Source organism: Paroceanicella profunda, from assembly GCF_005887635.2.
Classification (GTDB): Bacteria; Pseudomonadota; Alphaproteobacteria; order Rhodobacterales; family Rhodobacteraceae; genus Paroceanicella; species Paroceanicella profunda.
The window spans coordinates 852,636-876,385 of sequence record NZ_CP040818.1; the positions used below are offsets into that span (position 1 = coordinate 852,636).

Annotated in this window: 24 protein-coding genes, 1 tRNA gene and 1 pseudogene; 19 read left to right on the forward strand and 7 right to left on the reverse strand. The window is 64.8% G+C overall.

Annotated elements, in window-relative coordinates; genetic code table 11:
- The first annotated feature begins 25 nt into the window (after positions 1 to 25).
- The 4 genes from FDP22_RS03860 (at position 26) to FDP22_RS03875 (ending at position 3,481) form a co-directional block, all read left to right on the forward strand.
- Positions 26 to 826 carry an alpha/beta fold hydrolase gene (locus FDP22_RS03860; RefSeq protein WP_205910836.1) on the forward strand — a complete coding sequence of 267 codons (801 nt, stop codon included), beginning with the start codon at positions 26 to 28 and terminating at the stop codon, positions 824 to 826.
- A 93-nt stretch (positions 827 to 919) separates the two neighbouring features.
- Positions 920 to 1,462 carry a carboxymuconolactone decarboxylase family protein gene (locus FDP22_RS03865; RefSeq protein WP_138579422.1) on the forward strand — a complete coding sequence of 181 codons (543 nt, stop codon included), beginning with the start codon at positions 920 to 922 and terminating at the stop codon, positions 1,460 to 1,462.
- A 30-nt stretch (positions 1,463 to 1,492) separates the two neighbouring features.
- A complete protein-coding gene (locus FDP22_RS03870; protein ID WP_239031857.1) occupies positions 1,493 to 2,245 on the forward strand; it encodes an SDR family oxidoreductase in 753 nt (250 codons plus the stop codon).
- A gap of 54 nt (positions 2,246 to 2,299) precedes the next feature.
- On the forward strand, positions 2,300 to 3,481 hold the full coding sequence (locus FDP22_RS03875) for an MFS transporter (protein ID WP_138579418.1): 1,182 nt from the start codon (positions 2,300 to 2,302) through the stop codon (positions 3,479 to 3,481).
- Here the strand turns inward: FDP22_RS03875 and FDP22_RS03880 are convergent.
- Complete coding sequence (locus FDP22_RS03880) at positions 3,478 to 4,422, reverse strand: GlxA family transcriptional regulator (protein ID WP_138579416.1); 945 nt, start codon at positions 4,420 to 4,422, stop codon at positions 3,478 to 3,480. The genes FDP22_RS03875 and FDP22_RS03880 overlap by 4 nt on opposite strands.
- Here FDP22_RS03880 and FDP22_RS03885 point away from each other — a divergent pair.
- Together FDP22_RS03885 and istA (FDP22_RS03890) are read left to right on the forward strand one after the other, a co-directional pair.
- Positions 4,409 to 5,458 carry an alpha/beta fold hydrolase gene (locus FDP22_RS03885; RefSeq protein WP_239031858.1) on the forward strand — a complete coding sequence of 350 codons (1,050 nt, stop codon included), beginning with the start codon at positions 4,409 to 4,411 and terminating at the stop codon, positions 5,456 to 5,458. The two genes, FDP22_RS03880 and FDP22_RS03885, sit on opposite strands and share 14 nt — an antisense overlap.
- Before the next feature lie 595 nt (positions 5,459 to 6,053).
- A pseudogene (gene istA, locus FDP22_RS03890) lies at positions 6,054 to 7,253 on the forward strand (IS21 family transposase); the annotation flags it as partial.
- A 73-nt stretch (positions 7,254 to 7,326) separates the two neighbouring features.
- Here the strand turns inward: istA (FDP22_RS03890) and istB are convergent.
- Together istB and istA (FDP22_RS03900) are read right to left on the reverse strand one after the other, a co-directional pair.
- Positions 7,327 to 8,118 carry an IS21-like element helper ATPase IstB gene (gene istB / locus FDP22_RS03895; protein WP_143972228.1) on the reverse strand — a complete coding sequence of 264 codons (792 nt, stop codon included), beginning with the start codon at positions 8,116 to 8,118 and terminating at the stop codon, positions 7,327 to 7,329.
- The gene (gene istA, locus FDP22_RS03900; RefSeq protein WP_143972275.1) at positions 8,108 to 9,637 is read right to left on the reverse strand and encodes an IS21 family transposase; all 1,530 of its coding nucleotides are present in this window, start codon (positions 9,635 to 9,637) and stop codon (positions 8,108 to 8,110) included. The genes istB and istA (FDP22_RS03900) overlap by 11 nt, the downstream gene beginning before the upstream one ends.
- A gap of 128 nt (positions 9,638 to 9,765) precedes the next feature.
- On the opposite strand from istA (FDP22_RS03900), the gene FDP22_RS03905 reads away from it, so the two are divergent.
- The 5 genes from FDP22_RS03905 to FDP22_RS03920 all read left to right on the forward strand — a co-directional run bounded on the left by FDP22_RS03905 (position 9,766) and on the right by FDP22_RS03920 (position 12,846).
- Positions 9,766 to 9,963 carry a hypothetical protein gene (locus FDP22_RS03905; protein ID WP_138578439.1) on the forward strand — a complete coding sequence of 66 codons (198 nt, stop codon included), beginning with the start codon at positions 9,766 to 9,768 and terminating at the stop codon, positions 9,961 to 9,963.
- A 460-nt stretch (positions 9,964 to 10,423) separates the two neighbouring features.
- Positions 10,424 to 10,864 (forward strand): hypothetical protein, encoded by a 441-nt coding sequence (locus FDP22_RS24405; protein WP_170317583.1) that lies wholly within the window; start codon positions 10,424 to 10,426, stop codon positions 10,862 to 10,864.
- A gap of 14 nt (positions 10,865 to 10,878) precedes the next feature.
- Positions 10,879 to 11,082, forward strand: coding sequence for a hypothetical protein (locus tag FDP22_RS24410; protein ID WP_170317584.1), 204 nt, complete (start codon positions 10,879 to 10,881; stop codon positions 11,080 to 11,082).
- On the forward strand, positions 11,052 to 11,582 hold the full coding sequence (locus FDP22_RS25345) for an HGGxSTG domain-containing protein (protein ID WP_430225625.1): 531 nt from the start codon (positions 11,052 to 11,054) through the stop codon (positions 11,580 to 11,582). The genes FDP22_RS24410 and FDP22_RS25345 overlap by 31 nt, the downstream gene beginning before the upstream one ends.
- A gap of 169 nt (positions 11,583 to 11,751) precedes the next feature.
- Positions 11,752 to 12,846 (forward strand): ATP-binding protein, encoded by a 1,095-nt coding sequence (locus FDP22_RS03920; protein ID WP_239031920.1) that lies wholly within the window; start codon positions 11,752 to 11,754, stop codon positions 12,844 to 12,846.
- Between the two features lie 334 nt (positions 12,847 to 13,180).
- Here FDP22_RS03920 and FDP22_RS03925 read toward each other — a convergent pair whose 3' ends face one another.
- Together FDP22_RS03925 and FDP22_RS03930 are read right to left on the reverse strand one after the other, a co-directional pair.
- Positions 13,181 to 13,729: a hypothetical protein gene (locus FDP22_RS03925; RefSeq protein WP_138578443.1), complete on the reverse strand. Its 549-nt coding sequence runs from the start codon at positions 13,727 to 13,729 to the stop codon at positions 13,181 to 13,183.
- A 10-nt stretch (positions 13,730 to 13,739) separates the two neighbouring features.
- Positions 13,740 to 14,333, reverse strand: coding sequence for a hypothetical protein (locus FDP22_RS03930; RefSeq protein ID WP_138578445.1), 594 nt, complete (start codon positions 14,331 to 14,333; stop codon positions 13,740 to 13,742).
- A 93-nt stretch (positions 14,334 to 14,426) separates the two neighbouring features.
- Between FDP22_RS03930 and FDP22_RS03935 the strand changes: the two genes are divergently transcribed.
- Complete coding sequence (locus tag FDP22_RS03935) at positions 14,427 to 14,672, forward strand: helix-turn-helix domain-containing protein (RefSeq protein ID WP_138578447.1); 246 nt, start codon at positions 14,427 to 14,429, stop codon at positions 14,670 to 14,672.
- Positions 14,673 to 14,983: 311 nt separating this feature from the next.
- Here FDP22_RS03935 and FDP22_RS03940 read toward each other — a convergent pair.
- A tRNA-Ser gene (locus FDP22_RS03940) sits at positions 14,984 to 15,073 on the reverse strand.
- 265 nt (positions 15,074 to 15,338) lie between these two features.
- Here FDP22_RS03940 and FDP22_RS03945 point away from each other — a divergent pair.
- The 5 genes from FDP22_RS03945 to FDP22_RS24420 all read left to right on the forward strand — a co-directional run bounded on the left by FDP22_RS03945 (position 15,339) and on the right by FDP22_RS24420 (position 20,128).
- A complete protein-coding gene (locus tag FDP22_RS03945; RefSeq protein ID WP_138578449.1) occupies positions 15,339 to 16,472 on the forward strand; it encodes a TRAP transporter substrate-binding protein in 1,134 nt (377 codons plus the stop codon).
- A 127-nt stretch (positions 16,473 to 16,599) separates the two neighbouring features.
- On the forward strand, positions 16,600 to 17,166 hold the full coding sequence (locus tag FDP22_RS03950) for a TRAP transporter small permease subunit (RefSeq protein WP_138578451.1): 567 nt from the start codon (positions 16,600 to 16,602) through the stop codon (positions 17,164 to 17,166).
- A 40-nt stretch (positions 17,167 to 17,206) separates the two neighbouring features.
- On the forward strand, positions 17,207 to 18,625 hold the full coding sequence (locus tag FDP22_RS03955; RefSeq protein ID WP_138578453.1) for a TRAP transporter large permease: 1,419 nt from the start codon (positions 17,207 to 17,209) through the stop codon (positions 18,623 to 18,625).
- Positions 18,615 to 19,967: an amidase gene (locus FDP22_RS03960; RefSeq protein ID WP_138578455.1), complete on the forward strand. Its 1,353-nt coding sequence runs from the start codon at positions 18,615 to 18,617 to the stop codon at positions 19,965 to 19,967. The genes FDP22_RS03955 and FDP22_RS03960 overlap by 11 nt, the downstream gene beginning before the upstream one ends.
- Positions 19,967 to 20,128, forward strand: a complete 162-nt coding sequence (locus tag FDP22_RS24420; RefSeq protein ID WP_170317586.1) for a hypothetical protein — start codon at positions 19,967 to 19,969, stop codon at positions 20,126 to 20,128. The genes FDP22_RS03960 and FDP22_RS24420 overlap by 1 nt, the downstream gene beginning before the upstream one ends.
- 13 nt (positions 20,129 to 20,141) lie before the next feature.
- On the opposite strand, the gene FDP22_RS03965 is transcribed toward FDP22_RS24420, so the two are convergent.
- On the reverse strand, positions 20,142 to 21,380 hold the full coding sequence (locus tag FDP22_RS03965; RefSeq protein WP_138578457.1) for an NAD(P)/FAD-dependent oxidoreductase: 1,239 nt from the start codon (positions 21,378 to 21,380) through the stop codon (positions 20,142 to 20,144).
- 222 nt (positions 21,381 to 21,602) lie between these two features.
- On the opposite strand from FDP22_RS03965, the gene FDP22_RS03970 reads away from it, so the two are divergent.
- Together FDP22_RS03970 and FDP22_RS03975 are read left to right on the forward strand one after the other, a co-directional pair.
- Positions 21,603 to 22,064 (forward strand): MarR family winged helix-turn-helix transcriptional regulator, encoded by a 462-nt coding sequence (locus FDP22_RS03970; RefSeq protein WP_138578459.1) that lies wholly within the window; start codon positions 21,603 to 21,605, stop codon positions 22,062 to 22,064.
- The gene (locus FDP22_RS03975) at positions 22,057 to 23,733 is read left to right on the forward strand and encodes an MFS transporter (protein ID WP_138578461.1); all 1,677 of its coding nucleotides are present in this window, start codon (positions 22,057 to 22,059) and stop codon (positions 23,731 to 23,733) included. Before FDP22_RS03970 ends, FDP22_RS03975 begins: the two co-directional genes overlap by 8 nt.
- Positions 23,734 to 23,750 lie beyond the last annotated feature (17 nt).

Here is a 23,750-nt window from a genome sequence, read left to right on the forward strand (position 1 = left end):
GTCCATCAGACAGATGGAGACAGAGATGATCGACTATATCAACGGTCCGGAAGGACGGATCGCCCTGCGCCGCGATGGTCCGGATACGGGTATTCCGCTGGTCTTGCTGCAGCGGTTTCGCGGCACGATGGACGACTGGGATCCGGAGTTCATCGCGGCGATTGCCGCCGAACGCCCCGTCATCCGCTTCGACAGCGCGGGCATCGGAAGGTCCGGCGGACGTGTGCCGGATGATATTTCCGGGATGGCGCGCATCGCCAGCCGGGTTTTGCAGACCGTTACCATGGGAGCAGCCGATGTTTTGGGCTGGTCGCTCGGGGGCGTCGTCGCGCAGCAGCTTGCACTGGATGCACCTCAGCTGGTGCGTCGCCTGATCATTGCAGGTTCCAGTCCCGGCGGCATTACGGACGGGCCGCAGCCCCATCCACGCGTGCCCAAAGTTATGACGCGTGGCGTCAATGACGCGCCTGACTTTCTGTTTCTATTCTATCCGGAGACTGAAAGCGCAGTGGCCCTGGGCAATGCGTCGCTTGCACGGATTGCCGCGCAGCCCGAGATGGGGCCCCCAGTCACCGCCGAGGCGTTCATGGCGCAGGTCAAGGCAATCTCTTCCTGGCCCGGTGTCCTTCACAGGGTGCGCGAGTTGCACCTTCCAATCCTGGTCGCAAATGGCGCGCATGACGTGATGCTGCCAGCCTATCGCTCCTTCGTGCTCTCGCAGCAGGCGCCTGATGCCAAGCTGATCCTGTACCCGGACGCGGGTCATGCCTTCCTGTTTCAGCACATCGAGGATTTTTCCCTGCAGATCGACCTGTTCCTGTCGTGATGTCATGAATTGACGGATCAATGACATTTAAGACTTCCGCCCCATGATCCATGTTCATGGCAGACAAACACACGATGAAAAGGATTTGACCCAATGTCTGCAATCACTCCCCTCGCCGACGACGAAGTAGCGCCGCGTGTCACGAAGACCTTCGATCAGGCCCGCGCCGCCATGGGCAAGGTTCCCAACCTGTTCCGCGTCCTGGCGCATGCGCCTGCCGCGCTGGACGTCTATACCGGCGGACAGGGCGCCCTGCGCGGCGGCGTTCTGCCCGCCGCGACGCGCGAGATGATCGCCATTGCGGTCGCCACCGCGAATGGCTGCGACTACTGCCTTGCCGCCCATACCGGCGCCGCCCGCGCCGCGGGGGTCAGCCCAGAGGACCGGGCCTCTGCGCAGTTGGGCCGTGTTTCTGATCCGCATGCAGAAGCGGTGCTGAAGCTGGCGCTGGCCGTCAACGAGAGCCATGGCCGCGATGCCACGCCCGCGCTCGAGGCGGCACGCGCAGCCGGCCTGTCCGATGCCGAGATTTTGGAAACGGTCGCGCATGTCTCCGTCAGCATCCTGACCAACAGCGTCAACAACCTCGTCGGCACCACGCTCGACTTTCCCGCCGTCGCCCGCGTCGCGGCCTGACCGCACATTCTAAGGAATAAAAAGATGCAAATGACCGACAACACCATCTTCATCACCGGCGGCACTTCGGGCATCGGCCGTGCCCTCGCCGAGCAGTTCCACGCCCTCGGCAACAAGGTCGTTATCGCCGGGCGCCGCCAGTCCCTGCTGGACGAGGTGACCGCTGCCAACCCCGGCATGGACGGCATTCGCCTGGACATCAGCGACCCCGCCGACATCGACCGGGTGGCGGCCAGGCTCATCGCCGATTACCCGACACTGAATGTTCTGATCAACAATGCAGGCCTTATGCCGTTCGACGATCCGGCCGGGATCATCGACGATGCCGTCTCGCGCCGCATCCTCGACACGAACCTGCTGGGGCCGATCCGGCTGACCTCGGCCCTGATCGGGCACCTGAAGGCACAGCCGCGCGCCACGATCATCCACAACACTTCCGTGCTCGCCTATGTGCCGATTGCCACGAACGCGGTCTACTCCGCCTCGAAGGCCGCCCTGCACTCCTATGCCCTGTCGCAGCGGTTCCAGTTGAAGACCACCAATGTCACGGTGCAGGAAATCGCGCCGCCATGGGTGGATACCGATCTGATCAAGAAAAGCGGTGACCCGCGCGCCATGCCGCTGGAGGCTTTCATCGCCGAGACGATGGAGAAGCTTGCCACGGATGCGCCTGAGATCTTCGTCGATGCGATCCGGGACATGCGAGACAACCCGGGTCTGCACGAACATGCGCTGGTTGACGGCTTCAACGACCACATTGCCGCCAACCCGATCCCGGCGTGACGCGCACAGGCCTGCGGCCAGCCCGCAGGCCTTTTCATGTGAAGGAAAGATCCCATGACGACAATGACCGAAAATGCCTTCAAAGGCGCCCTGGTCCCACCCGCATTTCTGGCGCTCGGGACTTTTGCCATCGGAACCGAGAGCTTCATGATTGCGCCGCTCCTGCCGGTCATGGCTGCGGACTTCGGACGTTCGGTATCGGTCGTGGCGCTGCTGGTGGTGGTGTTCACGCTGGTGCTCGCCCTGTCCTCTCCCATCAGCACGGTGTTGACCGGGCGGCTGCGTCGGCGTTCCATTCTGCTGGGAGCCATGGGGATCTTTGCCACGGGCAATCTCTTGGCCGCCTTTTCCGAGACCTTCGCCGCACTTCTGGTGGCGCGGGTGATGATGGCGGTGGCCGCAGGGCTTTACATTCCCGCAGCCAATGGGCTGGCGGGTGTCATCGTGCCGCCGCACCTGCGGGGCCGAGCACTGGCGTTCGTCAGCGCAGGGCAGACCCTCGCCATTGCCTTTGGCTTGCCGCTCGGCGGGGTGATCGGTCATGCCTTCGGTTGGCGTGCAACCTTTCTCCTGGTCGCGGTCATGAGCATGACGGCTATCCTTGGTATCCTCACGGGCATCCCCCGTAATGCCGGATCGGATGTGGCCGTGCCTGGGCTACATGCGCGCGTGGCGTTGATCGGCAACCGTGCTGTGTTGCGACTGTTGGCGATCAGCCTGTTCTGGTCGGTCGGCGCCTATGCGGCCTATCCTTATCTCGCTGAATATCTCGCTGTCGTCCTGAATTTTGGATCGGGCGCCATCACGGCGACAGTATCGCTATGGGGGGTGGCTGCGGCCGCAGGCGTGCTGTCGGGCGGGGCCTTGAATGACCGCTTCGGCGCAGATGGCGTCGTCCGCACATCACTCGCCGTCCTCGGTCTTTCCTTCCTCATGCTGGCGATCGCAACGGCCATGCCCCCCAACATTGCCTTTGTCATCGTGCTGCTTGCAGTCGCTTTGTGGGGGTTCACGGTGTGGTCGTTCTTCCCGGCGCAGATGGCCCGGCTTGTTACGGCGGGCGGAAGAAATCAGGCGTCCGTTGCGCTCGCGCTTAACACGTCCACCATGTATCTGGGCTTTTCGCTAGGCAGCGGGTTGGGCGCGATGGTGTTGGCGGCGGGGGCGATCTGGGGCATTGGGGCGGTTGCCGCCGTGGCTGAAGCGGCAGCACTGCGCATGGAGCTATGTCGCTAGGCAATTCCAAATCTTTGGCGATAGGCGGACGGGGTGACGGCGGTCAGTTTCTGGAACGTCTTGCGGAACGCGGCCGGATCGGAATAGCCGACCTCCCATGCGATCCTATCCGTAGGGGTCAGCGTCCGTTCCAGCAGCTCGCGCGCATGGGCGATGCGGACCTGCTGAAGATAGGCGTTTGGTCTGTGTCCGGTGGCAGCAGTGAAACGGCGCAGGAACGTGCGCTCTGTCATTCCCACCAGTTCGTGCAGTTCGTGCATGTGCAGGGCTTCTGCCGAATGGGCATGCAAATGATGCTGGGCACGCCGGATCACGTCATCGCCATGATCGAAGCGGGGGATGAAGTCGGCAAAGGGGCGCTGGCTGGATCGGGGCGGATCGATCAACAGGAAGCGCGCCGTCGCCAACATCGTGGCCGACCCCAGAAACCGCTGCACAAGTGTCAGGCCAAGATCTGTCCAGGCTAGGATGCCGCCCGCCGTCACTATGTCGCCTTCATCCAACACCATGTGATCTTCCGTCACTTGAACATCGGGGAAACGGCGCGAGAGTTGTTCGGCAAAGGCCCAATGGGTCGTGGCCCTTCGTCCGTTCATCAGGCCCGTCTCGGCCAGCACGAAGGCCCCCGCGCAGACCGAGCCCAGTATCGTGCCGTCCTTGTGTCGGTCGCGCAGCCAGCGGGCGGCGACAGGAGAGGGCGCCATCTTCTCGGGCATGATGATGCTGGGCGGGGCGATCGCGTACCCAAGCCGGTGGGGCGTGCCGGGGTGGCTGTCCCAGATGCAGGCCACCTCGTCCTGCAGGGGCTGCCAATGGGATACGCGTATGGTGCCGCCCCCCACCCATTCGCCTGCGATGCGGAAAAGGTCCGTCAGGCCATGAACCGCCGCAAGCTGACATCCGGGGTATATGAGGATGCCGATCTCCGTGACCGTTTCCATTGTCTGTTTTGCCCCTGATCAAGTCCGTTTCGCCACCTCTGCTTCTGCACCGGATCGCTTACTTCTGTCCATGTCGAAACCGAAAGGACTGGCGATGCACATCGATCCGACCCGCCGCACACTGCTTACAACTGCAGCCGCCGCCGCGCTTTCAGCCTTGCCTCGCGCCTTTCTCGCACAAACCCAAACACAAGGAGATATCATCATGGCTAGCATCAGAACTCAGGACGGAACCGAAATTTTCTACAAGGACTGGGGCCCGCGCGACGCGCAACCGGTCGTCTTCCATCACGGCTGGCCGCTGTCAGGCGATGATTGGGACAACCAGATGCTGTTCTTCCTGGCCAACGGCTATCGTGTCATCGCCCATGACCGCCGCGGCCACGGGCGTTCGGAACAGGTGTCCGACGGGCACGACATGGATCACTACGCCTCGGACGTCGCGGATCTGACCCGTGCGCTGGATCTGCGCGATGCGATCCACATCGGCCATTCGACTGGCGGCGGCGAGGTTGCGCGCTATGTCGCCCGCGCCGAACCGGGCAGGGTCGCCAAAGCCGCGCTTCTTGGTGCCGTGCCCCCGATCATGGTCCGGTCCGACGCCAATCCTGACGGGGTGCCCATGGCGGTGTTCGACGGGTTCCGCGCGGCGCTGGCCGCGAACCGGGCGCAGTTCTACATCGACGTTCCGTCCGGCCCATTCTACGGCTTCAACCGCAAGGGGGCCGCTGTCAGCCAGGGACTGATCGACAACTGGTGGCGGCAGGGCATGGCCGGTGGTGCCAAGGCCCATTACGACGGGATCGCGGCCTTTTCCGAAACGGACTTCACCGAGGATCTGAAGGCGATCACCGTCCCGGTTCTGGTGTTGCATGGCGAGGATGATCAGGTGGTGCCGATCGACAATTCGGCGCACAAGGCCATCAAGCTGCTACGGAACGGCACGCTAAAAACCTATCCCGGATTTTCGCACGGAATGTTCGCGACACATCCTGAGGTAATCAACGCCGACCTGTTGGCCTTCGCCAAGGCTTGATGCATCGGCGGGCTGCACACCTTGTTGCGGCCCGCTGCTTGCATGAGTTCCAAGGCTGTATCTCCCGAAAACTTGGTATGTTCCTTCCGGAGGGGATGGAACTCTCTGGCCAAGATGGCCATGCAAAGGTCTTGCGCGCGACCTCCCGTTTTGGAGCTGGACAATAATATTCTTGGCCGCGCTTGAGCGCGTCCGCCTCGGGAACCGCCGGTTCCCCCACGCAAGTCCCACGATCGGCGTCAGAGGGGGTGTCCCCAACCACGGTCTCGGCCGTGGCCGAGCTGCGTGGCCAGGTGATCCCCCTCCCCCTCTTCCTTGTCGAGGAACTTGCGTGGGCCCCCCTCCTGCCCTCGCCGGGAGGCAGTCCGGCAAGAGAGGCGCCGCTTCGCGGACCTCACTCGCCAGACCGCCCCAATTATTCGGTTCCAGACCGGAGACGGGGCCTCACAAGGAAGGGGGCCACATATGGCTAACTATCAGTGTGTTGGATGTCACTGAGAACTGACCCAGCAGCGATAGGAAATGTCACTGAGAATTGACCCATGTGGAACCCTCCCCCTGACGAGATTTGTCGGGGGTCATTGGAGTGATCGACATGGATTTTTTGAGCGTCATTCGACGGTGGGCACTGCGGGACAAGATGCCCATCCGCGAGATTTCGCGGCGGACTGGACTGTCCCGAAATACGATCAGGCGTTACCTGCGTGCCGGGATCGTCGAGCCCAAGTTCAAGGCACCATCGAGGCCGAGCAAGCTCGACCCGTACGCGGAGAAGCTGTCGGGCTGGTTGCTGGCCGAACAGCGCAAATCGCGCAAAGAGCGGCGGACGGCGAAACAGATGCACGCGGATCTGGTTCAGCTGGGGTTCGATGGGTCCTACGAGCGGGTCTCAGCCTTTGTCCGAGCCTGGAAATCGGACCGGCAGCGCGCGCAGAACACGACGGATCGCGGGACATTCGTGCCTCTGGTGTTCAAGCCGGGCGAGGCCTTCCAATTCGATTGGAGCGAAGACTACGCGATCGTCGGGGGTGAACGGACCAAGCTGCAGGTCGCACACATCAAGCTGTCGCACAGCCGCGTGTTCCTGGTCAGGGCATATTTGCTGCAGACACACGAGATGCTGTTCGACGCGCATTGGCATGCGTTCAGAATCTTCGAAGGCGTGCCGGGCCGCGGGATCTACGACAATATGCGCACGGCGGTGGACCGCGTGGGCGTCGGCAAAAAGCGCGATGTAAATGCGCGCTTCATGGCGATAACCAGCCACTACGTGTTCGAACCCGACTTTTGCAATCCGGCGGCGGGATGGGAAAAGGGCCAGGTCGAGAAGAACGTCCGCGATGCGCGCAGCAGGATGTGGCAGGTGATGCCCACCTTCCCTGATCTCGATGCGCTGAACTGCTGGCTGGAAGAACGGTGCAAGGCGCTGTGGGCCGAAACCGCACATGGCGGTTTGCCCGGCAGCATCGCAGACGTCTGGCAAGCGGAGAAGCCCTCGCTGATGCCGTTGCCCACCGCGTTCGACGGTTATGTCGAGCAAAGCAAGCGGGTGTCCCCAACCTGCCTCGTCACGTTTGATCGCAATCGCTACTCCGTGCCTGCCAGCTTTGCGAACCGGCCAGTCAGCCTGCACATCTACCCCGAAAGGCTGGTTGTCGTTGCTGAAGGGCATGTCGTCTGCGAGCACCAGCGCATCATTGAAAGGTCGCATCGGCAACCGGGCCGCGTCATCTATGACTGGCGGCATTACCTGGCCGTGATCCAGCGCAAGCCCGGTGCGCTGCGTAACGGCGCCCTGTTGGATGTCACTGAGAACTGACCCAGCATTGTCATCGAGATTTGACCCGCCTGTCAGTATGTCGGTCGGTTCATGATGGGGTCAACATTGGCGTCTCCTTCCTCTTTTTTTTCGCGGTCTCGGAGCTGGCCTTGAAGCGATAACTGTCGTTTCCGGTTTCCAGGATGTGGCAGCGGTGTGTGAGGCGATCGAGGAGCGCCGTGGTCATCTTGGCGTCACCGAAGACGCTGGCCCATTCGCTGAAGCTTAGGTTCGTGGTGATCACGACGCTGGTGCGTTCGTAAAGTTTGCTGAGGAGGTGGAACAGCAAGGCGCCGCCCGAGGCGCTGAACGGCAGGTATCCGAGCTCGTCGAGGATCACCAATTCGGTTTTCACCAACGCCTCGGCGATTTTCCCGGCCCTTCCCAGCGCCTTTTCCTGTTCCAGCGCGTTCACCAGCTCGACTGTGGAGAAGAAGCGCACGCGTTTGCGGTGATGCTCAATCGCCTGGACTCCGAGGGCGGTCGCCACATGGCTTTTCCCGGTGCCGGGCCCGCCAATCAGGACCACGTTTTCGGCAGCATCGAGGAACTCGCATCGATGAAGCTGCCGAACGAGGGCCTCGTTGACCTCGCTGGCCGCGAAGTCGAAGCCTGACAGGTCCTTGTGGGCCGGGAAGCGCGCTGCCTTCATGTGATAAAAGATGGACCGCACTTCACGTTCGGCCATTTCAGCCTTCAGCAGCTGGGACAGGATCGGGATCGCCGCATCGAACGCAGGCGCGCCCTGTTCCATGAGGTCATGCACGGCTTGGGCCATGCCTGGCATCTTCAGACTGCGGAGCATGATGACGATGGCAGCTCCGGCGGGATCATGACGCATGGCGTTTGCCTCCGGATGTGCGCAGCCCATCGTAGCGTGCAACATTGGCCTCGGGCTCCTTGCTCAGCGTCAAGGCCGGAGGCGGCGTTACGTCTGGCAACTCGACTGAAGTGCCGTTCACCAGCCTGTGCAATAGGTTCAGCACGTGGGTCTTTGTCGGCACGCCGGCCTTCAACGCCATGTCCACCGCGCACAGGACCGCCTGTTCGTCGTGATGCAATACCAACGACAGGACGTCGACCATCTCCCGATCACCGCCGGGTCTGCGCAGCATCTGATCCTGCAGCTCACGAAAGCCCCTCGGCATCTCAACAAACGGGGCGCCGTTACGCAGCGCACCGGGCTTGCGCTGGATCACGGCCAGGTAATGCCGCCAGTCATAGATGACGCGGCCCGGTTGCCGATGCGACCTTTCAATGATGCGCTGGTGCTCGCAGACGACATGCCCTTCAGCAACGACAACCAGCCTTTCGGGGTAGATGTGCAGGCTGACTGGCCGGTTCGCAAAGCTGGCAGGCACGGAGTAGCGATTGCGATCAAACGTGACGAGGCAGGTTGGGGACACCCGCTTGCTTTGCTCGACATAACCGTCGAACGCGGTGGGCAACGGCATCAGCGAGGGCTTCTCCGCTTGCCAGACGTCTGCGATGCTGCCGGGCAAACCGCCATGTGCGGTTTCGGCCCACAGCGCCTTGCACCGTTCTTCCAGCCAGCAGTTCAGCGCATCGAGATCAGGGAAGGTGGGCATCACCTGCCACATCCTGCTGCGCGCATCGCGGACGTTCTTCTCGACCTGGCCCTTTTCCCATCCCGCCGCCGGATTGCAAAAGTCGGGTTCGAACACGTAGTGGCTGGTTATCGCCATGAAGCGCGCATTTACATCGCGCTTTTTGCCGACGCCCACGCGGTCCACCGCCGTGCGCATATTGTCGTAGATCCCGCGGCCCGGCACGCCTTCGAAGATTCTGAACGCATGCCAATGCGCGTCGAACAGCATCTCGTGTGTCTGCAGCAAATATGCCCTGACCAGGAACACGCGGCTGTGCGACAGCTTGATGTGTGCGACCTGCAGCTTGGTCCGTTCACCCCCGACGATCGCGTAGTCTTCGCTCCAATCGAATTGGAAGGCCTCGCCCGGCTTGAACACCAGAGGCACGAATGTCCCGCGATCCGTCGTGTTCTGCGCGCGCTGCCGGTCCGATTTCCAGGCTCGGACAAAGGCTGAGACCCGCTCGTAGGACCCATCGAACCCCAGCTGAACCAGATCCGCGTGCATCTGTTTCGCCGTCCGCCGCTCTTTGCGCGATTTGCGCTGTTCGGCCAGCAACCAGCCCGACAGCTTCTCCGCGTACGGGTCGAGCTTGCTCGGCCTCGATGGTGCCTTGAACTTGGGCTCGACGATCCCGGCACGCAGGTAACGCCTGATCGTATTTCGGGACAGTCCAGTCCGCCGCGAAATCTCGCGGATGGGCATCTTGTCCCGCAGTGCCCACCGTCGAATGACGCTCAAAAAATCCATGTCGATCACTCCAATGACCCCCGACAAATCTCGTCAGGGGGAGGGTTCCACATGGGTCAATTCTCAGTGACATTTCCTATCGCTGCTGGGTCAGTTCTCAGTGACATCCAACACTTCGTGAAACCGGAATGCCCCAGTTCACCACCCGCGAGGTACTGCGGATGGAGAGAGCAGGCATTGCCACTGCCGAAGACCTCAACCCCGGACTGGCCGCACTGGAAGAGGCTGACATCATCCGCCCGGTCGAAGGTCCCACATCCCCCCAGGGCGGACGGCCTCAGCGTCTCTTTACCGTCAACCCTGCCATCCTGCGGAGGCCCGAATGACCCGGTGGCTTCAAGCGGCAAGAGGGGAGTTACCCCCTACCGACAAAACCGACACAACCGACAAAACCATTTCCGGTTGTGCGCTTGACCGCCCAGAAACAACCCATGGTTGGGTTTTGTCGGATATGTCGGTTTTGTCGGAGGGGGGTAACCCCAAGGGGCGGCCCACCGCCACGGCAGGCCGGGAAGCTCGTAATGCCTCCGTCGGCGCTTCTCGGCTCCTGTCTCAGGAGCATGCGGCGCCATCCTCTCCGCGCCAGTCTCCAGCGACCGGGCAAGGCAGCGACGTGCAGGTTTATGCCGCCCTGCTGAGAGCGGAAGGCCCGCTCTCCTACGGGGCTGCGGCTGCGGCTCTCAGCTGGGGGGCAACCCGGGCGTGGCGTGCGGAGGCCCGGCTGCGGGCTGCGGGTCGGGTCCGGTTCGACAGCCAGGGCCGTGCGGGGATGAAGGAGGGCAGGACATGAGCGCAACACGTGCCCAGCGCCGGGCGTTGCGGCGGCAGGCCGAGGATGTGGCGGCGCGCATGGCGGCCGTCGCATATGACTTCGAAGGAGAGCAGGTGGAGCGCATCAGCGACCGGCATGCGAAGGCCGCGTTACGGCGGGCATTCCACGCCCTGCTGCTGGCCGGTGGAGAGCCTCTTGCCATCAGGCTCTCCGAGCAGGAAGCTCGGGGCTTCCCCCGCTACCGCAGCCGCGAACTTCCGGGCGGGGTGACCTGGCTTGCAGTCGGCTTCGATCCGGCGGGACATGCCAGCTACGCAATGCAGTCCGCCAGGGCGAATGGCGGGATCTCGGAGGAAATGTCATCGGAGGCAGCGAAAGTGCTGGCGCTGTGCCGGTTGGCGGAGATTGCCGCCCGGCCGGGCCTTCCCATCGGCACACCAAAAGGCCGAGCGTAAAAATGGAGAATGGAATGGATACATTCGAGCGCGTCGAGATACTGGACGGCAAGAAAGAGGACGGGAGCCCGAACTTCGTCTTCATCGCCTACACCGAGGATGGCTGTATCGTGCTGGCGGACACCCCGACGCGGGCCGGAGCGGAGTTCCTCGCGGACAGTCTCCGGGAGTATGGCGAGACCGTGGAGTGGGCTCCGGATCGAATGGGGTACTCTTGACCGGGGCCGAGCTCAGGGCGCTGCGCACGGCTGCCGGGCTCACCCAGGCTGCGCTCGCAGCTCGGGCAGGCCTGCACCGGGACAGTCTGCGCTATTGGGAGCACCGCCCTGTGGTTGATGTGCGAAGCCCCGGCGTGGTGAGTATCCTCGCCGCGCTGGGCGTGCCCCCCGGACCTGATGCCCCAGCCCGTCCGACAACCGGAAGGGAGCGGGTATTATCGCACGCTCCTGCGCATGGGGGCGCGCGTGATGGGGTTCAAGGCCGGGGCGCACATCCACCATCCACCCCGGGGCAAGTCCGTTCCACTGCCGAGAAGTGCGGAGCGTCGACAAGGCGGGGCACGCCGTGCCGGTGCAAGCCCGAGCCGGGCAAGGCGCGCTGCCGCCTTCACGGGGGCAAGAGCACCGGCCCTACCTCGCCCGAGGGCCGGGAGAGGATAGCCGAGTTCCAGCGGCGCAGATGGGAAGCCCACAGGGCGAAGAAGGCGAAAAGCATTTGACTTTTCCAGTTCAACTCAGTTTACCCAGTTATAGCAACATTATCTTATAAGCGGGTAAACTCACTTGGATCCGATCAGAAACCCATACGCACCAGGCGCCGGAAACCCGCCACCAGAGCTAGCTGGTCGGGCAGATGTCATTGGCGCCATTGAAACAACGCTTCAACGAGTGTCCCAGAAGCGGGCGGTTCAGCATCCCATCTTGGTCGGATTGAGAGGCGTGGGGAAAACGGTTCTTCTCGTTAAGGCGAGAGAAATGGCTGAAACCCACGGGCATTACACAATTGAAATCGAGGCTCACGAGGGAAAGTCTCTTGCCGAACTTCTGGCGCCAGGGCTTCGGAAGACATTGTATGCGCTCAGCTCAATTGAGAATGCCAAGGACAAAGCAAGGCGCGGTATTCGTGTGCTGAAAAGCTTGCTGTCCGGCATTAAGATCAACATATCTGGGTTTGAAATCGGCGTAGATGCTGAGACTGGAACTGCGGACTCAGGAGACATTGAGGCCGATCTGCCCGAAATGATAGTTGCGCTGGGAGAGGCCGCCTCGGCGGCGGGGAAATCTGTTTCATTAATTGTGGATGAGATTCAATATCTGTCTTCGCGAGAATTTAGCGCCTTGATAATGGCGCTGCATAAAGCAAACCAAAGGTCGCTGCCTCTCGCGCTGATAGGCGCCGGTCTTCCTCAGCTATTGGGCCTGGCGGGAAACTCCAAATCATACTCCGAACGGCTGTTTTCTTACCCCACCATTGGGGCTCTCACCGAGGAAGATGCTATTACTGCAGTGGTCAACCCATCCAAGGAAGAGGGGGTTGAATTTCTCGATGGCGCAGTAGATCTAATTATGCGCAGAACTGAATGTTATCCCTATTTTTTGCAGCAATGGGCATACGATTCATGGAATGTGGCCTCTGGCCACGCAATTACTGAGAAAGACGTAGTCCAAGCCACTGAGAAGTCCTTAGTGGCACTTGATGAGAGTTTTTTCAAAGTCAGATTCGAGCGGTGCACACCAAGCGAGAAGAGGTATATGCGAGCGCTGGCTGAGCACGGTACCGGTGCGCATCGCTCGGGAGACATTGCAGAGGCACTGGGGATGAACACCACAAGTGCCGCCCCCACTCGAAGTAACCTGATAAAGAAGGGAATGATTTACTCTCCCGCCTACGGCGATACTGCATTTACTGTCCCACTATTTGATGAATATATGCGCAGAACAATTCCGAACCTTGAAGTCAAAAAGAGACAGAGACAGCCCTGACCGGGGTGTGGCGGATTTGCCCGGTCCCGACCCCGGACACCGGCGGGGACCCGCATTGCGCACAATCGGCCAGAGAAAAGGTTTTGCCGGCCGACGCAGATGATGCCGGGCAAGCACCGCCTTCCCGTTGGGGGGGGGCCATTTCTTCAAGGCCTTTAGGGGTGGAGACCGGCGGGTATCCTCCGTTTGCAATGTGACCTTGCGATACAGGAGGTAGGTCGTTGGCTTGTCGCGACCGTCACCCGCAGGCCCCCGGGCCGTGCCGCTTGCGAAGGTCATGGTGAAGCCGCCCGGGACCCCGAGCGGCTCTCACGTGGCTCTGTACGGGAATGGGTCAGGCGGCGCTGGGCCTGATGCCAGCGGCCTCCAGCACCGGCAGCATGCGGGACACCATCAGCGCCGGGTCATGCAGCGCGTCGAAGGCCCAGCGCTCTGCCCCCGTGTAAAGCACGCCCCCACCCGGCGCGAAGTGATACAGGGCAATGCGGCTCTCGTGGTGGAGCCATGCCACGTAGTCCCGGGCGATTGCCACGTTCTCGGGGGACAGGCCCGCCAGCGCGGCCCCGTAGGCAGAGCCGACCCGCATACGGGGCGGCGTGGCCCCGGTCAGCGGGTCTGGGCCCAGCGCTCGCTCCGCCTCATTCAGGAGGGCCAGCGCTACCGGCTTGTTCATCGTGCCGCGGGAGTTGAGCATACCCATGCGGACCTTCAGGAGCACGTCGGCCGCGCTGCGGGACGGGATGGCGAGGGCCTGAGCCTCCATCTCTGCGAGCCGGGCAAGTGTCTCCTGCTCGTCCAGGTCTTCGCCCTCCGCCCGGATCCACATCTCCGCCCAGCGCGCGTAGAGCTCGGCAATGGAGGGGGTCTCGCTGTGAATGGTCATGATTGCCTCCTCACGCATAGAAGCTGGTGCGGCCGTTCACGGTGATACTCTGCACCGTGGCGAGGTTGACTGATCGGCAGGCTGCCTTGGCAGCGTCCCAGACTGGCAGCAGGTTCGGGTGGCGCTCCTTGCGCGTGGCGAAGGCCTTCTGTGCCCTCTCGCTGGCCGACGGGCCGGCGACATGCCTGGCGAGGGTTGCGGGCTGGATACGCATGGTGCGCAGCGTACCGTCCTTCTTGACGAAACGCACGGCGCAGAACCGCCCCCCTGCGCTGTGAATGAGCGAAGTCATTTCCGAGAAGTCCCGGGCCTTCACCGCCTCCAGGCGCGCGAGTTCGCGACGAAGCTCCGCCCCGCGCTGGGCGATGTTCACCCGGAAGGACTTGTCGGCCAGCCCGGCAAGCTCGGCTCGGATCGCCACGGCGCGCGCTTCACGGGCCTCGGCAGGCACGGTCAGGAGGCGAGCAACGGCCCGGGCCTCCACCCAAGCCCTGCGCAGGTAGGTCGCGAACTCGTAGCGGCAGAAGCGGTAGACGGAGGCAGGCCACGTGCTGCGGTACTCGGCCCATGCCTGCGCCATGATGGCTGTGCGGTTGTAGGTCATGTTGTTCTCCCGTGTTTGTGATAACTATATATCACTAGACAGGAGTGATAACAAGTGCTCAGTGAGCGCAACCTATCACAAAGGGAGACTGGGATGTTCAAGGGACAAGTGAAGGCGGGCCGTACATTGGCGGGCCTGTCGCAGGCAGAATTGTGTGAGATGGCAGATATCCCCCTCATCACGCTTCGGCGCATCGAGGGAAGGCCGGACCATGCGGGAAAGGTTTCAGCAGAGGTGGAGGCGAAGGTCCGCAAGGCCCTCGAAGCGGCGGGGGTTCAGTTCCTGGACGCGGGTCAGGTTGCCAGCGGCCCGGGTGTTGCCGTGAAGCCGGCGGGATAGGCAGCGGATTGCCTTCTGGTCACTAGCTGAGCTCAGAAGCGGCTCTGACTTCTGGTCCCAATGCCCGGACTTCGGCGGGCCGTGGTACCGCGGGGGGGAGTTTTCCTTTCTCTCTCCCGAAAAATTCCGGGGAGGAAGGCGCCGGGCGCGAGCTTCTCGACGGGGTGCGCAAGAACGTAGGGCGTACCGACAGTCCGGACTGTTCCGAGGAAATCTCCCTCCATCCGAGATGGATTGTTGGGCGAATTGTTGGTCTAGGCAAAATCCCTTGGAGAGAAATCGCCTTATATCAGACACTTAAGCTGGAAATCTGGCGGACAGGAAGGGATTCGAACCCTCGAGACGGTTCCCCGCCTACTCCCTTAGCAGGGGAGCGCCTTCGACCACTCGGCCACCTGTCCGCGGACGGATGTACTTGGGCGGGGCACATGATGCAACGGGAAATTCCATGTCCGGCGCGCGTCTCCGCGGATCAGGGAGCCTGCGAACCGCCGGGGATGTAAAACCGTATATCCGCCGCCACGCGCCAAGAACACGTAAGACTTTATGACCATAACGCGCAGGCGCTTTCAGGCAGAAACCGGCTTGCCGGAATGAAATCCTTGCCTGATACTGGGATACATCGCTCCGGGTGCGTAGATGCCTGAGCCAATATGGGAGGAAAACATGAACAAACACGAGACATCCGTCTCGCGCAGGTCCTTTCTGCGCAGAGGTGCGGCAGCCGGGGGTATCGCAGCCACCGGAGCGCTTGCGGCACCTGCCGTGCTCGCCCAGGCACCCCTGGTGGTGAAGATGCAGACGTCCTGGCCCGCCTCGGACATCTGGATGGATTTCGCCCGGCAATACACCGAGCGCGTGGAGGCCATGTCCGGCGGTCGGCTGAAGGTGGACCTGCTGCCCGCGGGCGCCGTGGTCGCCGCCTTCCAGGTGCTCGACGCCTGCAACGACGGGGTGATCGACGCGGCGCATTCCGTGCCGGTGTACTGGTATGGCAAGCACAAGGCGGCGTCGCTCTTCGGCACCGGGCCGGTGTTCGGCGGCTCGGCCACCACCATGCTGGCCTGGTTCAACGCGGGCGGCGGGGCGGAATATTACCGCGAGCTCACCCAGGACATCCTGGGGCTCAACGTGATCGGCTTCCTCGGCTTCCCGATGTTCGCCCAGCCGCTGGGCTGGTTCAAGAGCGAGGTGAACACCGTCGATGACATCAAGGGGCTGAAATACCGTACCGTGGGCCTCGCCGCCGACCTCATGCAGAGCATGGGCATGTCGGTGGCCCAGCTTCCCGGCGGCGAGATCGTGCCGGCGATGGAGCGCGGCGTGATCGACGCCTTCGAGTTCAACAACCCCTCCTCGGACATGCGCTTCGGCGCGCAGGACGTGGCAAAGAACTACTACCTCTCCTCCTACCACCAGGCCTCGGAGAGCTTCGAGTTCATCTTCAACCGCGACTTCTTCGAGGATCTCGAACCGGACCTGCAGGCCATCCTGAGATACGGCGTCGAGGCGGCCTCCACCGCCAACACCGCCATCGCGATGGACAATTACTCCGCCGACCTGCGCAAGCTGCAGGAGGACAACGGCGTAACCGTGCACCGCACCTCCAAGGACATCCTCGACGCCCAGATCACCGCCTGGGACGGGCTGATCACCCAGCTCGAGGAGGACGCGTTCATGAAGAAGGTGCTCGACAGCCAGCGCGAATGGGTGGAGCGGGTGACCTATTACGAGCTGATGAACGCGCCCGATTACGCGCTCGCCTACAACCATCACTTCCCCGGCAAGCTCGCGATGTGAGCCCTCCGGCCCCATGGGGCCGGAGAGGGGCAGATTTCCGGCGGCCGGGGCCTGCTTGCCCCCGGCCGCCGGACCGAAGCGCCCCGGGTTTCGGCGCGTTCCACGCATGGGAGGGAGGGCTTCACGCATGGTGGGTTTCATTCGTTTTGCCGACCGGCTGTCGGCCTGGTTCGGCCGCACCTTCGCCTGGCTGATCATCCTGATGACCGTCGGGGTGAGCTACGAGGTGGTGGTGCGCTACATCTTCAACGCCCCCACCACCTGGGCGCTGGACGTGTCCTTCATCATGTACGGCACGCTGTTCATGATGGGCGGCGCCTACACCCTGTCGCGCGGCGGCCATGTGCGCGGAGACTTCGTGTACCGGCTCTGGCCGGTGCGGGTGCAGGGCGCGGTGGACCTGGTGCTCTACCTGATCTTCTTCTTCCCCGGCGTCACGGCGCTGATCCTCTCGGGGTGGAAATATTCCTCCCGCTCCTGGGGCTACACCGAGGTGAGCGTGAACAGCCCGGCCGGCATCCCGATCTTCCAGTTCAAGACGGTGATGGTGGCGGCGGGCCTGCTCCTGTTCATCCAGGGCATCGCCCAGGTGTGCCGCTGCCTGCTGGCGATGCGCACCGGCGCCTGGCTGCACGCCGAGGAGGACGTGAAGGAGACCGAGGAGCTGCTCCTCCACCAGGGCGACGCCGCCTGACCGCCATTCCCCGAGACACCGCCCCGAACGGAGCACCGACGTGACCAACCCCGAAATCGCCCTGATGATGCTGGGCCTGTTCATCCTGCTGGTATTCCTGGGCTTTCCCATTGCCTTCACACTGATGGCGATGGGGATCGGCTTCGGCTACTACGCCTATTACGATGCCGGGCGCATGTGGCGCAGCTTCAACCGGCTCACCGATGATGCCGGCACCTGGGACCAGTGGTCCTTATGGCTGGAGGGGTTCTACAACAACCGCATCTTCGATCTGTTCATCAACCAGACCTACACGGTGATGTCGAACGAGGTGCTGACGGCCGTGCCGCTGTTCCTGTTCATGGGCTACATCGTGGAGCGCGCGAACATCGTGGACCGGCTGTTCACCACGCTCAACATCGCGGCGAAGAACGCGCCGGGCTCGATGGGCGTGGCGGCGCTGATCACCTGTGCGCTCTTCGCCACGGCCACCGGCATCGTGGGCGCCGTGGTCACGCTCATGGGGCTGCTGGCGCTGCCGGCCATGCTGAAGGCGCGCTACGACCCCGCCTTCGCCTCCGGCATCATCTGTGCGGGCGGCACGCTGGGCATCCTCATCCCGCCCTCGATCATGCTCATCGTCTACGCCGCGGCCTCCGGTGTCTCCATCGTGCGGCTCTATGCGGGGGCGCTGCTGCCGGGGCTGGTGCTGGTCGGGCTCTACCTCACCTACGTGGTGGGCCGGTCGATCCTGCAACCCTCGGTGGCGCCGCGCCCCACGAAGGAGGAGGTGCCGGACGTGGCCCTCGGCAAGCTCGTGTTCATGCTGGCCACCTCCTTCTTCCCGCTGGCGGTGCTGATCCTCGCGGTGCTGGGCTCCATCCTCTTCGGCCTCGCCACGCCCACGGAGGCGGCGGCGATCGGCGCGCTCGGCGGCATGGTTCTGGCGGTGCTCTACCGGGCGATGACCTTCCAGCGCCTGCGCGAGAGCGTCTACCTCACGGTGCGCACCACGGCGATGGTGTGCTGGCTGTTCGTGGGCTCCTACACCTTCTCCTCCGTCTTCTCCTACCTCGGCGGCGAGCAGGTGATCTCGGAATTCGTGGCCGGGCTGGACCTCACGCCGCTGCAGTTCCTGCTGATGGCGCAGCTCATCATCTTCCTGCTGGGCTGGCCGCTGGAATGGTCGGAGATCATCATCATCTTCGTGCCGATCTTCCTGCCGCTGCTGCCGCTGTTCGACATCGACCCGCTGTTCTTCGGCATCCTGGTGGCGCTGAACCTGCAGACCTCCTTCCTCACCCCGCCCATGGCCATGTCAGCCTATTACCTCAAGGGCATCGCGCCGCCGGAAGTCCAGCTCACGCAGATCTTCAAGGGCGTGATGCCCTTCCTGCTGATGGTGTTCCTGGCCATGGCCGTGGTCTACATCTTCCCGCAGATCGTGTTCCACCTGCCGGAGGTGTTCTATGGACGGTGACCTGACACCGCTGCTGGCGCTCGACGCCCTCACCCTGCGGGCGCGGCTGGCCTCCGGCGCGCTGGACGCCGTGGCCCTCACCCGCGCCTGCCTCGCGCAGATCGCGGAGCACGACGGGGCGCTGCGCGCCTTCGCCCGGCACGACCCCGCCCATGCCCTGGCCCAGGCCGAGGCGCTGGACCGCCGCCGCCGCGCCGGCCTTCCCATCGGCCCGCTGCACGGCCTGCCCGTGGCGGTGAAGGACGTGATCGACACCGCAGGGATGGAAACCGCGAACGGCACGGCGCTGGACGCCGGGCGCATGCCCGCGCGGGACGCCTTCGTGGTGGCGCGGCTGAAGGCCGCCGGCGCGGTGATCCTGGGCAAGACGGTGACGGCCGAGCTCGCCTTCCGCCACCCCGGCGAGACACGCAACCCCGCCGCCCCGGGGCGCACCCCCGGCGGCTCCTCCTCCGGTTCCGCCGCGGCGGTGGCCGCCGGCATGGTGCCGCTGGCGCTGGGAACCCAGACGGCCGGTTCGGTGCTGCGCCCGGCCTCCTACTGCGGGGTGACCGGCTTCAAGCCCAGCTTCGGCGCCATCCCGCGCACCGGCGTGCTGGCCCAGGCGCCCAGCCTCGACACCATGGGGGTTTTCGCGCGGAGCACCGCGGAGGCCGCGCTGATCGCCGAGGCGCTGTTCGGCCATGACCCGGAGGACCCGGCCACCGCCCCCGCCCCGGGGCCGCGCCTGCTGGAGGGCGCGCTGAGCCAGCCGCCGCTGGCGCCGGTGTTCGCCTGCATCGGCGCGCCGCTCATCGCCGGGGCGGACCCGGAGATGCGCGCGGCCATTTCCGAACTGGCCACCGCGCTGGGAGACCAGGCCTTCGACGTGGACCTGCCGGACGAATTCTCCGCGGGCATCGCCGCGCGCGAGCGCATCAACCTCGCCGAGATGGCGAAGTGCTACCACCGCTATGAGCAGCGCGGCGGGGCCATCCTCTCGCTGCAGATGCGCGAGGCACTGGCCGCCGGCGCCGCCATGCCGGCGCGGGACTATCTCGCCGCGCTGGACTGGCCGCAGGTGCTGAACGCCGGGCTGGAGAAGCTGTTCGAGCGCTGCGACGCCCTCTTGCTGCCCGCCGCCCCCGGCCCCGCGCCGGAGGGGCTGAACAGCACCGGCTCGGCCAGCTTCAACGCCATCTGGACCCTGTGCGGCCTGCCCGCCATCAGCCTGCCGCTGCTGGAGACGCCCGAGGGCCTGCCGCTGGGCGTGCAACTCGTGGGCCGGCGCGGCGAGGATGCGCGCCTGCTGCGCAGCGCCCGCTGGCTGGAAACCTTCGTCCTCTCCGGGGAGACCGCCTGATGACCGACCGCCTCATGTCCGCCTTCGCCTTCGCGGTGTTCCTCGGCTTCCTGGGCATCCTGTTCTGGTTCGTGCCGCAATGGGACCTGGGGCTGGTGCTGGCGCTCACCCTCGCCCTCGCCTTCTGGGACCTGTTCCTGCACGACCGCAGGCCGCGCTGACCGCCCGCGCCGCTCAGTCCAGCCGGGACGGGGAGAAGGGGCCGGGGTCGGTGAACGGGGTCTCCCCCGCGACCATCTCCGCCAGCAGCCGCCCGGTGGTGGGGCCCAGGGTGAAACCCTGGTGGCCGTGCCCGAAATGGAACCACAGGTTGCGGTGGCGCGGCGCCGGCCCGACCACGGGCAGCATGTCCGGCATGCAGGGCCGGGTGCCCATCCAGGCGGCATTCTCCACCGGGGCGCCGAGGGTCAGCAACTCGCCCGCCAGCCGCTCCGCCCGGCGCAGCTGCACCGGGCTGGAGGAGGCCTCCGCCCCGGCCAGCTCGGCACCGGTGGTGATGCGCAGCCCCTTGGCCATCGGCGCCATCACATAGCCGTTCGCGGCGTCGAGCAGCGGCAGGTTCAGCCGGATCGGAGCGCGGTAATGCATGTGATAGCCGCGCTTGCGCAGCATCGGCACCTTGTAGCCCATCGGGCCCAGCAAGGCGGGCGACCAGGGGCCGAGCGCGACCACGGCGGCTTCCGCCTCCAGCGGGCCGTCGATGGTCTCCACCCGCCAGCCGCCGCCCGGCCGGGGCGCAAGGGTTGCCGCATCGCCCTCGCTGAACTGCCCGCCACGCGCGGCGAACAGCTCCGCATAGGCCGTCACCAGGCCGCCCGGGTCCGACACGGTCCACGGGTCGCGCCAGTGCACGGCCCCGACCCCGCCGTTGCGCAGCGCCGGCTCCGCGGCCCGCAGCGTCTCCGCGTCGAGCACTGACACCTTCAGGCCGAACCGCGCCGCCAGCCCTTCGGCCAGCCCGGCCGCCGCCGTGAAGGCCGACTCGTCGCGGTAAAGCTCACGGAACCCCTCGCGCCGGACCAGCGCCGCCGCGCCGGCCTCCTCGATCAGCGACTCGTGCTCCTGCGTGGCGCGCGCGATGAGGCCGGAATAAGCCTGTGTGGCCCGGGCATGGCGCGACGGGCCCGAATGCCACCAGTAGCGCATCAGCGGCCCGAAATGCCCGGGCAGCGCACCGGCATGGAAATGCACGCTGTTGTCCCGCCCCCGGGCGATTCGCAGCAGGGCCGCCATGCCGCGCGGCATGGCATAGGGTTCCATCGCCTCGGCCTGGATGATCCCGGCATTGCCGTAGCTGGTTTCGCGGCCGGGCGGCCGCCGGTCGACCAACGCCACGTCCCGCCCGCGGCGCTGCAATTGCAAGGCCGCGCCAAGCCCGGCCATGCCGGCGCCGAGAACCAAGATGTCAGCCATGCGGGCCTCCCGTCTGCGATGCGACCGTGTTCCGGGCGCGGCGCCAGAGGACCCCAATCCGCCCGCCGGTGCAAGCCTCCACGCCAGCCCCCCGGCCGGCGCATGCCCGGCATGCGATCGGTCAGCAAGGCTGCCCCTTGCGCGCCCCGGCACATCGCCCTATTTATTGGTGCGAACATAGTTAGCACACTACCTTAAATCGATCGCACCGGACCCCGCATCATGGACACGCAGCGCACCGAGATTTCATCGGCCTTCCTCGAGGCCCTCACCCGGCTGAGCCGGAAGCTGCGCACGCAGTTCAATGCGCGGGTGGTCGCACATGGCCTCACCTATCCGCGGGCCAGGGCGCTGCTGCGCCTCGCCGACCGCGCGGGCATGACCCAGAGCGAACTGGCCTTCGAGCTGGAACTGGAAAAGCCCACCCTGGTGCGTCTGCTCGACCGGATGGAGGCTCTCGACCTGATCCGCCGCGAGGCGGACCCGAAGGACCGCCGCGCCAAGCTGATCATCCTCACCGCGCACGGTCGCACCCAGGCCGAACTGGTGAAGGGCCTCGGCGCGGAGCTTCGGCACGACTATTTCTCCACCCTGGACACCGACGCCCTGTGCGACGCCGTCCGGCTGATGGAGGCCGTTTCGGCCCGCATCGACGCGCACTCCCAGGAGGACGGCGATGCCTGACACCTCGGTCGCGCCCCGCCCTGTCGATGACGCCGCCCCGCGCAGGGATGCCACGCAGGACAACAGCCGTGCGGAAGCGCCCGCCACCCCGGCACCGGGCCTCACGAAACCGCCCCTGCTCGCGGCCGGATACATGCTGGGCGCCGTGGTGATCGCGCTCACGCAGGGGCTGGGCCAGAGCCTGCTCTCCACCAACATCCAGCAGATTGCCGGGCCGCTCGGCAGCACCACGCAGGAGGCAACATGGCTGATGGCGGCCTATCTGGCGCCGAACGTCAGCCTCACGCTGCTGCTCTTCAAGCTGCGCGCCCAGTACGGCATCCGCAACTTCGCCGAGGTCGCCATCGCGGTCTACGTCTGTGTGAGCATCGGCCACCTCTGGGCCGACAGCTTCGAATCCGCGCTGGTGCTGCGCTTCTGTGCCGGGGTTGCGGCGGCGCCACTGGCCTCGCTCGCCTTCCTCTACATGCTCGAACCGCTGTCGCCGCCGCGCAAGCTCACCGTGGGGCTGTCCTTCGCGCTCACCGCGCTGTTCTGCTCCACCCCGGTGGCCGGGCTGATTTCGCCCGCCCTGCTGGACAATGCCGGCGTCGAAGGGCTCTACAGGCTCGAACTGGGCCTCGCCATGGTCTCCGCCGGGGTGATCTACCTGCTGCCGCTGGCCTCGCCGCCGCGGGCCAAGGTGCTGAGCTGGCTCGACTTCGTGAGCTATGGCTTCGTCGCCGTGTCGCTTGGCGCCTGCGCCATCGTCTTCACGCTGGGCAGGCTCTACTGGTGGGCCGCGGCACCATGGCTGGGCTGGCTCCTCGCGCTCGGGGTTCTGGCCGGCATGGTCTGCGCCCTGATCGAGCTGAACCGGGAGAACCCGCTGCTGGACATCCGCTGGCTCGCTTCCGGCGAGATGCTGCACTTCGCCGGGGTGCTGCTGCTCTTCCGTCTCATGCTCTCGGAACAATCCAGCGGCGCCGTGGCTTTCTTCCGGGCCATGGGCCTGCAGAATGAGCAGATGGCCGGCTTCTACTGGGTGGTCCTGGGCTCCATGGTGCTGGCCGGGGCGCTCTCTGCCCTCATCCTCAAGCCCGAGCGACGCTCCCTCATCCACGCCCTGGCCCTGGTACTGCTGGCCGTGGGCTCCTGGCTCGACAGCACCGCGACGATCCAGACCCGGCCGGAGCAGATGTATCTCAGCCAGCTGCTGATCGGGTTCTCCAGCGGCCTCTACCTGCCACCGGCGATGTCCGTGGGGCTGATCGCGGCCTTCAAGCGCGGTCCGAACTACCTCCTGAGCTTCATCATCGTGTTCCTCACCACACAGAAAGTGGGCGCCCTGCTCGGCTCGGCCCTGTTCGGAAGCTTCGTGACGCTGCGCGAGCAATACCACTCTCACGCGCTGGTCCAGCACCTGACCTCGGCAGATCCCCTGGTGGCACAGCGGCTGCAGCAATACGCCGGCAGCCTGCGCGCCGCGATTTCCGATCCCGTCCTCCGCTCGGCGGAAGGCGTGTCCCTCCTTTCACAAGCGACATCCCGGCAGGCCTATGCCCTCGCCTACGGGGATGCCTTCCTCGCCACTGCCTGTCTCGCGGCTGCCGCGCTGGCCTGTCTGCTGCTGCACGAAGCCTGGCTCTTCGTTCAGCGCCGCAGCGCCGCGGCCGCGGTTCCGGCCTGATTTCGGGATGTGAGCAT